Raw genomic sequence first — 13,200 nt, forward strand, 5'->3', positions numbered from 1 at the left:
CAGGCTCACTTTGCGCCAAAAGCATGTGTAATCGTGCGGTCCCACAAGGGCCAAGCTCCCACCACAATCCCGGCGTTGCCGAGATGAAGGGAGAGAACGATGATATGCTGCTTTGGACGGTTCACTGCGCTCAGTGGCGATCTGCATCATTGATCAGGACGGGAAGGTTCGGTTGGAGCGGTCGGTTCCTTCTGATGTGCCTGATTTGGTCCGGTGCCTGTGCGAGTTTGGCGAGCCCATTCACCAAGTTGGGCTGGAAGCGGGCACCCTGACCCAGCATCTAACCTATGGACTTAAAGAGGCAGGGTTTGACGTGGTGTGCATGGGGGCCCGCTATCGGCCGACAACAGCCATCACATCGGCCAAACTTCACTAGAACAACCCCTCTACATTCCCCTCATCACTGAGAAAAATCCGCTCCGCCGCGGGTGCGCTCGGCAGGCCCGGCATGGTCATGATCTCGCCGGTGATGGCAACGACGAAGCCGGCGCCGGCGGAAAGGCGCACCTCGCGCACATGCACCACATGGCCTTCCGGCGCACCGCGCAGGCTGGGGTCGGTCGAGAAGGAATATTGCGTCTTGGCGATACATACCGGCAGGCTGCCATAGCCCTGCTTTTCCCAGGCGATCAGCTGGTCGCGCACCGCCTTGTCGGCCGTCACCTCGCCGGCATGATAGATCTTCGAGGCGACCGTCTCGATCTTCTCCATCAGCGGCATGGCGTCGGCATAAAGCGGCTTGAACTCCGCCTGCCCGCCATCCGCCAGCTCCGCCACCCGCTGTGCAAGTTCGGAAATGCCCGCAGAACCCTCCGCCCAGTGGCGGCAGAGGATGGCATCGGCGCCATGGCGCGAAACATAGTCCTTGACGGCCGCCACCTCCGCGTCAGTGTCCGTCGTGAAATGGTTGATCGCCACCACCACAGGCACGCCGAAGCGGCGCACATTGGCGATATGGCGGCCGAGATTGGCGCAGCCGCGCGTCAGCGTCGCCACATCCTCACGGCCGAGATCTTCCTTCTTCACGCCGCCATTCATCTTGAGCGCCCTGACGGTCGCGACGATCACCGCCGCCGCCGGCATCAGCCCCGCCTTGCGGCACTTGATGTCGAAGAACTTCTCTGCGCCAAGATCCGCACCGAAGCCTGCTTCCGTCACCACGTAATCGACGAGCTTCAGCGCCGTCTTCGTCGCAATCACGGAATTGCAGCCGTGGGCGATATTGGCGAAGGGGCCGCCATGCACGAAGGCCGGATTGTTTTCGAGCGTCTGCACCAGGTTCGGCTGCATGGCGTCCTTCAGCAGCACGGCCATCGCCCCGTCCGCCTTCAGGTCGCGGGCAAAGACCGGCGACTTGTCGCGTCGATAGGCGACGATGATGCCGCCGAGGCGGCGCTCCAGGTCGAAGAAATCCTCAGCCAGGCAGAGGATCGCCATCACTTCGGACGCCACGGTGATGTCGAAGCCGCATTCGCGCGGGAAGCCGTTGGCGACTCCGCCGAGCGCGCCGACCATCTGCCGGAGTGCCCGGTCGTTCATGTCCATCGCCCGCCGCCAGGTGATGCGCCGCATGTCGATCTCGAGCGCATTGCCCCAGTAGACGTGGTTGTCGATCATGGCCGCCAGAAGGTTGTGGGCGGCGGTAATCGCATGAAAGTCCCCGGTAAAGTGGAGGTTGATATCCTCCATCGGAATCACCTGGGCATAGCCGCCACCGGCAGCACCGCCCTTCATGCCAAAGCAGGGGCCGAGCGAGGGTTCGCGCACACAGATCATCGCTTTGCGGCCGATGCGGTTTAGCCCGTCGCCCAGGCCAACGGTGGTGGTCGTCTTCCCCTCGCCCGCCGGTGTCGGGTTGATTGCCGTGACGAGGATCAGCTTCCCGTCAGGCCGGTCAGCCAGCGAACGGATGAAGTCCGCGCCGACCTTAGCCTTGTCGTGCCCATAGGGCGCCAACTGCTCCGCCGGGATGCCGAGGCCAGCGCCCACCTCCATGATCGGCTTCTTCTGCGCCATGCGCGCAATCTCGATATCCGACTTCACCGCCATTTTGTCGTTCCCCCGTGAATTCTTGCGCGGTGAATTGGCCACAGAGAGCGTGCCTGCACAAGCACCGCACCGGCCGACGCCCCTGTTGTGCACGCAGTTATACACAACCCTGAATCTTGCATTTTACCTGAAGATGTAGATGCTGGCTCTGCACGCTGGAGAGGGCGCTCGATGAACCTCATTATCTGCTGCGATGGCACCTGGAATACCTCCGATGCAATGGAGGATGGGCTGTCGAGCCCGACCAACGTCGTCAAGTTCTTCAATGACTTGGCTGCTGACGAAGAGAACGGCGGCGCCCGAGAGGCCTACTAGCACCCCGGCGTCGGCACCGATGGCAGCTGGATCGACCGCATGCTCGGTGACGGAACCGGCAAAGGCCTCGATTGCAACATCAGGAGCGGCTATCACTGGCTTGCCCGCAACTATCGCGCCGGCGCCCGCATTTGACTGTTGGGCTTCAGCGGCGGCGCATATGCCGTCCGCAGTCTCGGCGGCATGATCTCAGAATGCGGCTCCTCGACCTCAAGAGCTCGGAGATTCCGGAGGATGAGGTCGCGTCGACGACCCGAGCCCAATCCGGGACAGCAGGAAGCATCGCTTCCACAAGACCGCGGAGGGGAGCTTCCGCTCCATCACCCCCCGATCCACTTCATCGGCGTGTGGGACACGGTCGACTCGCTTGGCATCCGGGACGACATGGCACTCCTCAACCTCTTGGACAATCCGCAAAAGCACCGCTTCCACGACACCACCTTGAGCCCCATCGTCCGCCACGTCCGCCATGCGGTGGCACTCGACCAATTCCGCCAGAGCTTTCTGCCACCCCTTGGGAAACGCCCGAAGACTGGCAGGGAACGCTGAAGCAGCCGTGGTTTCCGGGGGCGCATGGCGATGTCGGAGGTGGCTACAGCCAGTCCGGCCTTTCCGACGGCGCACTCTAATCGATGATGGAGGAAGCGCAGGAGCAAGGGCTGCGTCTCAACAAGGGCGCCGTCAGTCTGCTGAAGTCCGACCCGCGCGGCCTTTTGCACGGCCGCGTAAAGGGTCTATTCAAAGGCGCTGAAGACGCGGCCCGAGCGTCACCGCTCGTAACCGACGCACCGCCCGAACACGTCCATGCCTCGGCCGCCGACCGGCACCGCAATCCCGCCGCTCCTGCTTGGCCGCTACCGCCCGCTGAAGCCCTCGCTGCCGGGGCGATCGGCATCTTCGCCCGGGAGCACTGGAACTACACCGGCATCTAACTGGAGGCTGGCAAGACCTAATGCCTTGTTGCGTCCCGGGAGTGGATGGACGCTTCGATTCCCTGCGGCCCCGGAGGGGTCTCGCGTGCCCGAGAACGGAAAGAGTGGAAGAAGCGGCGCAACCAGGTCCGCCGCTTCTTTCGTCCTCGTCTGCGCGCCTAGAAACGCTGCGTCAGCGAGACCTTTAAGGTCCGGCCTGGCTCTGAGTAGAAGTCGACGGGCTGGTTGGTCGTGCTGACGGCGTTGGGATTGACGTCTCGTGTACCAACCGCGTTCCAGTATTTCTTGTCGAATATGTTGTAGACGCCAGCCTGCACACGAAGACCGTTGACCTGCGAGGGCTCCCACCAGCCGGTCAGGTTGGCAATACCGTAGCCGGGTGCATCGAAGGTGGAGGCATCATCGTCGTCACGCATGCCGGCGGAGAAGACGCCCGTCAGCTCGGTCCCCCAGTTCTCCTGCGCATAGCCGATGCCGATGATCGACTTGAAGGGCGCAACGGAGCGGATGAACTCATCCGTGTCCATGTCCACGCCATAAGCGTAAGCGAGCGAGGCATGGGCAAAGAGACCGTTGGCGAAGTCTTTGCGGACCTTCGCCTCGACGCCTGAAATCCGGACGTTGGGAATGTTGCGGTAGATAAAGAGCGTTCCGCTGCCGAAGCCGCCAAAGCCCGGATAAAGCGTCGTGTCCTCTTCCTGTTGCTCGATGAAGTTCTTGTATCGATTGTGGAAAAGGGTGACCTTACCAGTCAGGTCCGACGAATCGTAGGTGGCACCCAATTCGATCCCGTTGCTGATCTCCGGCTCCAGATCGGAATTGCCAACGACTGCATACCCGAACGCGACGTTGGAGAAGTTCAGGTAGAGCTCATTTACCGTCGGCGCTCGATAGCCCATTGACCATTGCGCGAAGAGTTGCACTTCGGGCGAAAGGTTGTAAGTGGCAAGGAGCTTGGGTGAAAAGCGCGAACCGTTGCTGCCTTCTGGCAGGCCGAAGGTATCGTAGCCGCTGTTGCTCGATACCGAACCGTCCGGATCGTAATCGTAAGCATCGAACCTGATCCCGGGCGTCAGACTGAAGCCGCTGCTTCCAAACGCCATTTCGTCTTCGACATAGATGCCAACCGACTTGCCTGTGACGTCCGGAATGTCGGACTGCGAAGAGGCGGTCGAGCTGCCGGTCCGGGCATAGAAAGCCTCCTCGAATTTTAGAACGGCCGCGCTGCCGCCAAGGCGGATGGTATGCGACACATCACCGGCGTCAAATCCTCCTTCCAAGGCTCCGATGAAGCCGAAGGTGTTATTCTGCATGCTGTCTTCGCGCTGGTAGGCAGCTCCGGAGGTGAGGCTGTTGCCGGAACCCGACTCCTTGTCGAGGCGCTGCCAGTAAACCGACGCGCTGGCGCGGTCGATGATGGCATCGATGGACGGCGCTTCGTACTGGTAGTCGAGCGACACGCGGTCGCGTTCGGTATTTTCGTAACCGTCAAAGTCGCCGATCGGATAGGAGGCCGATCCGCTCTGCGACGTCCTCAAGTCGGTATCTGCGCCAAGGTAATAACGTTCAGCCGTAAGCCCGATCCGGTGACCGCCTTCGATGTCCTGACGCAACTTGAAAAGCAAGTTCATTTTATCGGAGTCGAGGGGATTGGGTTCGGTACGGCTGGCGCCGTAGACGTCCTCGGTCCCCTTGTTGTCCCGTTCGTGTCCCCGGGTATAGGAGCCCTGAAACAGCACGGAAGTGTTCTCGATCCGTCTGGCGAAAGCAACCGACGCGCCGATGCTGCTGTCTTCGCTGTCGTACGTCGTCTTTGCTATGCCGCCCCGGTCTCTGCCGTCAGCGATGAGATCGTCCGGCTCAAGCGTCCGCAGCACAAGTGCGCCGGCGAGTGCACCGGAGCCAATCCGGCTGGAGTCCGCACCGCGCACGACGTCCACCGTCGAAAGCGACTGGAAATCGAAGGCGGAGCTCGTATCCGTTAATCCGGTCGTAGCCTGCCCCTGGCGGGCGAAGTTCTCGAAGAAGGGAATGGGAATTCCGTCAACAAGCGTTACCACCCTGGGACCTGCGAGGCCTCGAATGAACAGGCCGCCCGGTCTTCCGGGCTTCGTATCGACATATTCGACCCCGGGCTCTGTCGTCCGGGCGAGATCCTGCAAATCCTGAATGTCACTCTTCCGGATCTCCTCCGCCGCCGTCTGGGAGGCGAGCGGCGTATCGGCCACGTCTCCGGCGGGAACCAAAACCCGTTTCCCCTTCACAACGATCGTTTCGAGCGCCGTCGCCTCGGCAGTAGCCTCCTGAGCGCGCGACTGCGGCGCAGAAATCGCCAGAACGGCCGTGCAGGTCAGCAAGAGCTTGGATGCGGGGGAAATCATGATGTTCCTTTCTAGAACAGGCACGCACGCGTCATCGCCGGCGCGCGAGAGGACACGCCGCCTTCAGAAGCAGTCGAGATGGCATCAAGGTCTCGGCGGCAGAACGCCGCCTTAGTTCCGCCATCTAAAAAACATGATCTTTTTTGTCAACAAATAAAACATGACCATAAAGTTCATATTTTAACTTTCGCCCTAATGCGCCGTTAACGACATCCTCGAGTTGCTTGTGAACACGGGTACAACGCCACCTTGGTCGCATTGCCATTGCGGGAATCGCCGACTAATCCCTAAAAGCTGATGCTATGTCGTAAATAACCAGCAGGGTCTCCGCTGTAAGATCCAGCCTGGTTTATCAGCTTTGGATGAAATTGTTGTCGGCGATAAGGGTAGCAAATCCAGAGAGGCAGGAAGTCGTGAGCCGGACCATCGCGGCCGCGACATCGCGAGCCGATGTCCTCTCTGCCCTGACCTTCGCAGCCCGAGCCTTCGACTTCTCCTTCGTCACCCTTCTGGTAAAGCCAGTCGGCCAAGATGAGCTCCTCGGGCGCATCCTCGTGCACACAACACTACCGTCGGAATACATCCAGGAGTACGATCAGAACCGCTATCTGGGGATGTGTCCCCTGGTGGAGCACCTCTTCTCCTCGATGCTGCCGCGCACATGGACGATAGATGCCGTTGAGCGACAGCATGCTGGCAAGCTCCCCAGCGATCTGCCGCGGCTGCTGCGTCGCTTCGGCATCACCACCACCGCCGCCATGCCGCTCCACTCGCTTGAAGGCGAACGGTTCCTGCTGCGTTTTGACGGCAGCCGCCCGCCACTCGAATTGCCGGAGCTGAACGAACTGGGCATGATCGCGCTGCACGCGTTCGACGTCTTCGAGAAATTCCGCCGCACGGAGCGCTTTTCAGTGCCGAGCCCCCTGTCGGCGCGCGAACTCGAGGTTGTGCGCTGGACTGCGCAAGGCAAGACCTCAGTGGAGATCGGCCAGATCCTCTCACTCTCAGATCACACCGTCAACGCCCACATGACCAACGCCATCAAGAAGCTCGACTGCGTCAACCGCACCCAACTGGTGGCAAAGGCCATGCGCCTCGGCCTGATCAGCTAGCACACTCCGCGAAGGGATTAGCGGTCGAGCACCGAGCGCACCTCCACCAGGTTGGAGCGGACGCGCAGGATATAAAAGCCCATCGTCGCCAGATGCGTCGGCATGATCCAGCCGTCCTCTCGTCCGTTCGAGATGATCGCCGGCTGGATGCGCAGCGCCGCCTGGAACTGCGCCAGCGTCTCGCTCCACAAGGGGCCGAGGTTGCGCTCGCGGATCACCTGCGAGAAATCCGCGCCGGCCGCCGCAAGCACAGCGTAATAGCCGTAGAGCTGGCCATAGGCGAACCAGAAGCGGTCGTCCGCGCGGGTATCGAACCAGCCAGAATTATAGTTCTCCGACCGCTCGCGCAGGATGGCCGAAGTGCTGCCGAGGTCGTTGGCGATGCGGTCGACGAACTGCGCCAGGTTGTCGGCGCGGGTGTCGAAGGTGGCGTTGCAGGCGGCAAGATCAGCGTTGAACGCGCGGAAGCTCCGGATGGCCGTTCGGTAATAGCTGGGCGTCGGCGTCTTCGGGCCGAAGGGGCTCAGGCCAAAATACCAGGAATATTCGTCGAACTGCAGGTTGTTGCGGGCGTCCTGCAGGTCGGTATTGATGCCGGACGTCCCGCGCACCCGCGCCAGGGTATCGACAAGCTCCACCGAGGTTCGGCGAACCGCCTGGTTTACGCCGCGCTGGAACGACGCCTTGTTGTCGAGAAAGGGCGTGTGATCCCAGTCGATGCCGAAGAAGCCAAGCCGGTAGAGCAGCATGGAGGAAATCCAGGCATTCTGGTTGACGTTGACGTCGGTCAGATTGGCGACGACGTCGACGATCGCCGATGACTGGCACTGGGCAGCCGAGGCCGCGGTCGCGGCTTCAGTCTCAGGAAAGGCCGGTGCCGATGTGCCGATCTCCTGCCCCGCGGGGATCGTCCGCTCCGACCAGCGATAGTCGTCGACAAAGGCGGGGTTGAACCCTGTCCAAACCTGCGTCTGCCAAAAGAAATAGCCGTAGAGGCCGATGAAGAGCGCCAGCACCGCGAGAAGCGGCGCCCGGATCATCCAGGTCCGGCGGCGATACCAGCCATGGGCGGCAAGGAACGGCCAGACCAGCCAGGCGACGAGCAGCCCGAAAGCGCGGCCGATGGCGCTGAAGATGCGCTGGAAGAACTGCACAATCGGCTCAAGCACGGCTCACCTCTCGCGTATCCTGCACTTCATCGCCCTCATCCGCAGATGTCTGCCCCTGCGCCGGCGTCTCATGGAAGGTCTCTACGAAACGCTGGTCGACCCGACCGCGCCGCCGCTCGAGCTCCTGGTTCGACAGCATGCCGGCGTCGTTGAGATCGATGAGCGGTGCTAGATTCGGAAGCTTCGCCTCGTCCAGTGCATGACGAAGCGGTCGCTCCGCTCTCTCCTCGGCAAGCACGGTGCTCAGCACGATTGCCCGCTCGCTGTCGATGGTCAGCTTGTGGAGCGCCGCGTTCATGTCCCGGATCTGATGGTTGAGGTGCATCGTCAGGTCCTGCACCGCCTGAAGGGCATGCTCGACCATCCGCCAGACGGCACTCACCTCGCGCTCCTCCTGCTCGGCAGCGGTCACGATGGCGTCCGCCAGCGCCTGCCGGTGGCCGGTCAGCTCCACCAGGTCGGATTCCACCGCATGCCGCAGCGCGATGATCCGCTCGCGCCGCGGCGCCAGAAGGCCGTGCAGCCGGTCGGACAGCACGAGCGCCTGATCAAGAGAGGTAACCTGCGGTGCGCGCCGAGGCGTCCAGTCCATCGACAGCAGATGCTGCCACGCGAGCTTGAGCCGCTCTTTCCTCGTCGGCTGCGGCTTGTCTTCGAGAGGTGCCATCGCGGTGTCGACACGGCGCCCCATCGCACCCACGAGGTCGGCGAGCGAGCGTCGCGCCTTTGCCCAAGTTACGGAGATATTCGAGAACGCCCCCTCACCAGATGTGTCCTGCCATGCCTCCGGCAAACTCTTGCTGCGGGCGCAGGCGCTGATCTCCTCTGCCACCTCGACGATCTCGCGGTCGAGCTCCTCCAGTTCGGCCGTCAACGCCGCGAGCTCGCTCTCGATCCGTCTTCCCCACGCCATTGCCGTCCCCACACCCGATTCCGTCGCACCAAACATAAGGCCGCCGGGTGAAATTACCACGGCGGCCATGTATCACGCGGATCGAAATCCGTCCGGCTCAGAGGCCGAGTTCGGCCAGCTCCGCATCCAGCCGGTCTTTCGCCTTCTTCGGCAATTTTGCATTCCTCACCGCATCAAGGTTGGCCTGGGCTCCCTCGCCAACAACCACCAGTGCGATCATGCCCATGCCCAGATGCGGCGTGCACTTGATCACATAGGCGCCTTCTTTCTCGGCGGTGAACACCAGTTCCTGATCGATCTTGCCCTTGAACTCTTCCACGCCTTCCGGGATGAGGCCTTTCATGGCGGCCGCATCATGCCCCTTGTCGACGGGCACAAACTTGATGACGTCGCCCGGTGCAGCCTTCACGGCGGCCGGCTCAAACACCATTGCCTCACCGTTCGCTCCCTTGTTGAGCATCTTCACCTCGATTTCCGCACCAAAGGCCGGAAGCGAAAGAAGAGCAAGGCCGGTGGCCAGTACGAAGGCGGTCTTTGCGGTATTGAGCATTGTTTTTCTCCTGTAGCGAGCCTGAGATGGCGTCGCGGGAAGATAAGGACGGACGTGCGCCCGCGCGCTCTTTGACCAAGGTCAAGCGGGAATTAGATGCAGCGGATTTTCCCCTCCCAATGGCGGCGGCAGAACGAGATGTATTTCTCGTTGCCGCCAACATCCACCTGCGCGCCTTCGCGCACAAACTCGCCGTTCTCGTCGAGGCGCGCCACCATTGTCGCCTTGCGCCCGCAAAAGCAGATCGTTCGCACCTCGCGCAGTTCGTCCGCGATCGCCAGCAACTCCTGCGAGCCCGGAAACAGCTTGCCCTGGAAGTCCGTGCGCAGCCCGTAGGCCATCACCGGGATGCCGGACCGGTCCGCAAGTCGAGCCAGCTGCCACACCTGTTCCGGCGCCAGGAACTGTGCCTCGTCGACGAAGACACAAGCCACCGGCTCGATCCCATGCAAATCCTCCACCAAGGCATAAAGGTCGTCGCTCTCCCGGAACGAAATGGCATCTGCTTGAAGGCCGATCCTCGATGCCACGCGGCCCACGCCCGCACGGCTGTCCAGCGCGGCCGTCAGCACCACGGTTCGCATCCCGCGTTCGTGATAGTTATAGGACGCCTGCAGCAGCAGCGTCGACTTTCCGGCGTTCATGGTGGCGTAATTGAAGTGGAGTTTGGCCATGCGGATCTTCTGGTCCGGGCGGCGCTTGAGGAAAAGTCTACAGATACCTCAAACCACAGAAAAACGCCGCAAACGGTGCATCAAGCGGCGCTCGTTGCAAAGCCGACACGATCTGCCGCCGTGGGGCAAGCTTGCCTCATCGCCGTGGATACTTATAAAAGGCCGGGAACATAAGAACAGGGAGCGCCATAATGCCAATGACCAAACCCTTGAAGATCCTGCTCACCGGAGCGATCTCGGTTTTCGCACTCACTCAGGTCGCCACTGCAGCCGAACCCGAATCATGCGGCACCGTCCGCTTCTCTGACGTCGGCTGGACCGATATCACCGCCACCACGGCAACCGCGTCGGTTCTCCTTCAGGCGCTCGGATACGAGACGGACGTCAAGGTTCTGTCCGTCCCGGTCACCTACAGCTCGCTTAAGAACAAGGATATCGACGTCTTCCTCGGCAACTGGATGCCGACCATGGAAGGCGATATCGCCCCATACCGCCAGGACAAGTCGGTGGAATCCTACGGCCCGAACCTGACGGGCGCCAAGTACACGCTCGCAACAAATGCCAAGGGCGCCGAGCTCGGTATCAAGGACTTCAGCGACATTGCCGAGCACAGCGAGGAACTGGACGGCAAGATCTACGCCATCGAGCCCGGCAACGACGGCAACCGCCTGATCCTCGACATGGTCTCCAACGACACCTTCGGCCTCAAGGACTTCGAGGTGGTGGAATCCTCCGAGCAGGGCATGCTTGCGCAGGTGGCCCGTGCCGACCGCGCCGGCGAGCCGATCGTCTTCCTCGGCTGGGCGCCCCATCCGATGAATGCCAGCTTCGACCTCACCTACCTTTCGGGCGGCGACGAGGTCTTCGGCCCGGACTACGGCGGCGCTGAAGTCTTCACCAATGTCCGCGCCGGCTACATCGAGGAATGCCCGAACGTCGGAACCTTCGTGAAGAACCTGACGTTCTCGCTGCCGATGGAAAACGAGATCATGGGAAAGATCCTGAACGATGGCAAGGAAGCGGAAGCAGCCGCAACCGAATGGCTGAAGAACAATCCGGGTGCGGTTGAGCCGTGGCTCGAGGGCGTCACCACGAAGGACGGCGGCGACGCCATGGCTGCCGTGAAGTCCGAGCTGGGACTGTAAGGCACGTCTTCCCGCGGCCGGAGTCCGGCGGGCTCCGGTTCCCTCCTCACCCACCCAAACGGGAAGTGACGCAGTGGATTGGCTGACAGATTTCAAGATCCCCATGGGACCCTGGGCCAAGTCTTTTGTTGACTGGCTCACCGCCAACGGAGCGTGGTTCTTCGATTGGCTCTCCACCGTCCTGGCGACCGTCATCGACGGTCTGCTCTTCGTCCTCCAGACGCCCCACCCGCTGATCATTGTCGCGGCGATGACAGCGCTGTCCTGGTGGTTCCGCCGGTCACTCGGTGTTGCCGCCTTCACCATCCTGGGGCTGCTGCTGATCATCAACCAGGGCTATTGGGAAGAAACGACCGAGACCCTTTCGCTCGTCGTGGCAGCCACTGCCGTCAGCATGCTCGTCGGCCTGCCGCTCGGCATCGCGGCCGCCCGCCGCGCCTGGCTCTACGAGATTATGCGGCCAGTGCTCGACCTCATGCAGACAATCCCCACCTTCGTCTACCTGATCCCGGCGCTGATCCTCTTTGGCCTCGGCATGGTGCCCGGCCTGATCGCGACCGTGATCTTCGCCATACCCTCGCCGATCCGCCTGACACGGCTCGGCATCGTCTCCACGCCGGAAGCCCTGACCGAAGCCGCCGTCGCCTTCGGCGCCACCCCCAGCCAGATCCTCCGCAAGGTGGAACTGCCCTACGCCATGCCGCAGATCATGGCAGGCCTAACCCAGACCATCATGCTGTCGCTGTCGATGGTGGTGATCGCAGCCCTTGTCGGCGCGAACGGCCTTGGCGTTCCCGTCGTGCGGGCGCTCAATACCGTCAACATCGCCCGCGGCTTTGAAGCCGGCCTTTGTATCGTGATCCTCGCGATCATCCTCGACCGGATGTTCCGCCCAGCCTCGGGAGACGGCACATGACAGACGCAGTCGTCTTCGAAAACGTCGATATTGTCTTCGGCGAAAAGCATGCAGAGGTTCTTTCCCTCGTCGATCAGGGCAAGAGCCGTGACGAGATCAGCAGCGAGACGGGCATCGTTGTCGGCGTCGCCGATGCCTCGCTCTCGGTGAAGCAGGGTGAGATCCTCGTTCTCATGGGCCTCTCCGGATCCGGAAAATCCACGCTCCTGAGAGCGGTCAACGGCCTCGCACCGGTTGCCCGAGGTAATGTTATCGTGCAGACGGCGAACGGCCCGATCGACCCCTACAAGGCCAGCGCCAGGACGCTGCGCGACCTGCGCATGCACACGGTCTCGATGGTCTTCCAGCAATTCGGCCTCCTGCCATGGCGCACGGTCGAGGAAAATGTCGGCTTCGGCCTTGAGCTTGCTGGCGTTTCCGAACGTGAACGCAAGCAGCGGGTTGCCGAGCAACTGGAACTCGTCAGCCTCGACCAGTGGGCCGACCGCAAGGTGGGCGAACTCTCCGGCGGCATGCAGCAGCGCGTCGGCCTTGCCCGCGCCTTTGCCACCGGCGCGCCGATCCTCCTGATGGACGAGCCCTTTTCCGCCCTCGACCCGCTGATCCGGACGCGGCTGCAGGACGAGCTGATGGAATTCCAGAGCCGCCTGAAGAAGACGATCCTCTTCGTCAGCCATGACCTGGACGAAGCCTTCCGCATCGGCAACCGGATCGCCATCATGGAGGGCGGGCGGATCATCCAGTGCGGCACGCCGCAGGAAATCGTCCGCAATCCGGCAGACCAGTATGTTGCCGACTTCGTCCAGAACATGAACCCGATCTCCATGCTGACCGCTGGCGACGTGATGCGCCAGGGCGTGGCGGCCGGCGGACCTGCCTCGGGCGTCACGGCAACGGCGATGCGCCAGACGCCGCTCGTCGACGTCCTCGACGCCCTGTCCCGGCAGCCGGGAGCCATCGGGATCGTCGACAACGGCACGGTGGTTGGCACGATTTCCGCCGAAGACGTTATCGCCGGCCTGACGCGCCATAGACGCTAGCGTC

The 13,200-nt window shown here is 62.2% G+C and carries 11 protein-coding genes and 1 pseudogene; 6 read left to right on the plus strand and 6 right to left on the minus strand.

Annotation, left to right across the window (positions count from 1 at the left end; all coding sequences use genetic code 11):
- Positions 1-372: 372 nt before the first annotated feature.
- Positions 373-2,049, minus strand: a complete 1,677-nt coding sequence (locus tag MUU54_RS11290) for a formate--tetrahydrofolate ligase (RefSeq protein ID WP_247244122.1) — start codon at positions 2,047-2,049, stop codon at positions 373-375.
- A 219-nt stretch (positions 2,050-2,268) separates the two neighbouring features.
- On the opposite strand from MUU54_RS11290, the pseudogene MUU54_RS11295 reads away from it, so the two are divergent.
- Positions 2,269-2,993, plus strand: a pseudogene (locus MUU54_RS11295) (T6SS phospholipase effector Tle1-like catalytic domain-containing protein).
- A gap of 3 nt (positions 2,994-2,996) precedes the next feature.
- Complete coding sequence (locus tag MUU54_RS11300) at positions 2,997-3,296, plus strand: hypothetical protein (RefSeq protein WP_247244123.1); 300 nt, start codon at positions 2,997-2,999, stop codon at positions 3,294-3,296.
- 158 nt (positions 3,297-3,454) lie between these two features.
- Here MUU54_RS11300 and MUU54_RS11305 read toward each other — a convergent pair whose 3' ends face one another.
- A complete protein-coding gene (locus MUU54_RS11305; protein ID WP_376742088.1) occupies positions 3,455-5,680 on the minus strand; it encodes a TonB-dependent hemoglobin/transferrin/lactoferrin family receptor in 2,226 nt (741 codons plus the stop codon).
- A 410-nt stretch (positions 5,681-6,090) separates the two neighbouring features.
- Between MUU54_RS11305 and MUU54_RS11310 the strand changes: the two genes are divergently transcribed.
- Positions 6,091-6,789, plus strand: a complete 699-nt coding sequence (locus MUU54_RS11310; protein ID WP_247244125.1) for a helix-turn-helix transcriptional regulator — start codon at positions 6,091-6,093, stop codon at positions 6,787-6,789.
- Between the two features lie 17 nt (positions 6,790-6,806).
- On the opposite strand, the gene MUU54_RS11315 is transcribed toward MUU54_RS11310, so the two are convergent.
- The 4 genes from MUU54_RS11315 to MUU54_RS11330 form a co-directional block, all read right to left on the minus strand.
- Entirely contained in the window at positions 6,807-7,958 is a 1,152-nt protein-coding gene (locus tag MUU54_RS11315) for a DUF2333 family protein (RefSeq protein WP_247244126.1), read from the minus strand.
- The gene (locus MUU54_RS11320; RefSeq protein ID WP_247244127.1) at positions 7,951-8,871 is read right to left on the minus strand and encodes a hypothetical protein; all 921 of its coding nucleotides are present in this window, start codon (positions 8,869-8,871) and stop codon (positions 7,951-7,953) included. Before MUU54_RS11320 ends, MUU54_RS11315 begins: the two co-directional genes overlap by 8 nt.
- A gap of 97 nt (positions 8,872-8,968) precedes the next feature.
- A complete protein-coding gene (locus tag MUU54_RS11325) occupies positions 8,969-9,421 on the minus strand; it encodes a pseudoazurin (RefSeq protein WP_247244128.1) in 453 nt (150 codons plus the stop codon).
- 92 nt (positions 9,422-9,513) lie between these two features.
- A complete protein-coding gene (locus MUU54_RS11330; RefSeq protein ID WP_247244129.1) occupies positions 9,514-10,095 on the minus strand; it encodes a thymidine kinase in 582 nt (193 codons plus the stop codon).
- A gap of 191 nt (positions 10,096-10,286) precedes the next feature.
- On the opposite strand from MUU54_RS11330, the gene MUU54_RS11335 reads away from it, so the two are divergent.
- The 3 genes from MUU54_RS11335 to choV all read left to right on the plus strand — a co-directional run bounded on the left by MUU54_RS11335 (position 10,287) and on the right by choV (position 13,196).
- Positions 10,287-11,240, plus strand: coding sequence for a choline ABC transporter substrate-binding protein (locus MUU54_RS11335; RefSeq protein WP_354532133.1), 954 nt, complete (start codon positions 10,287-10,289; stop codon positions 11,238-11,240).
- A 73-nt stretch (positions 11,241-11,313) separates the two neighbouring features.
- Entirely contained in the window at positions 11,314-12,156 is an 843-nt protein-coding gene (gene choW / locus MUU54_RS11340) for a choline ABC transporter permease subunit (protein ID WP_247244130.1), read from the plus strand.
- Positions 12,153-13,196, plus strand: a complete 1,044-nt coding sequence (gene choV / locus MUU54_RS11345; RefSeq protein WP_247244131.1) for a choline ABC transporter ATP-binding protein — start codon at positions 12,153-12,155, stop codon at positions 13,194-13,196. The genes choW and choV overlap by 4 nt, the downstream gene beginning before the upstream one ends.
- Positions 13,197-13,200 lie beyond the last annotated feature (4 nt).

The sequence above is a fragment of the Pseudorhizobium tarimense genome, assembly GCF_022968135.1.
GTDB lineage: Bacteria > Pseudomonadota > Alphaproteobacteria > Rhizobiales > Rhizobiaceae > Neorhizobium > Neorhizobium tarimense.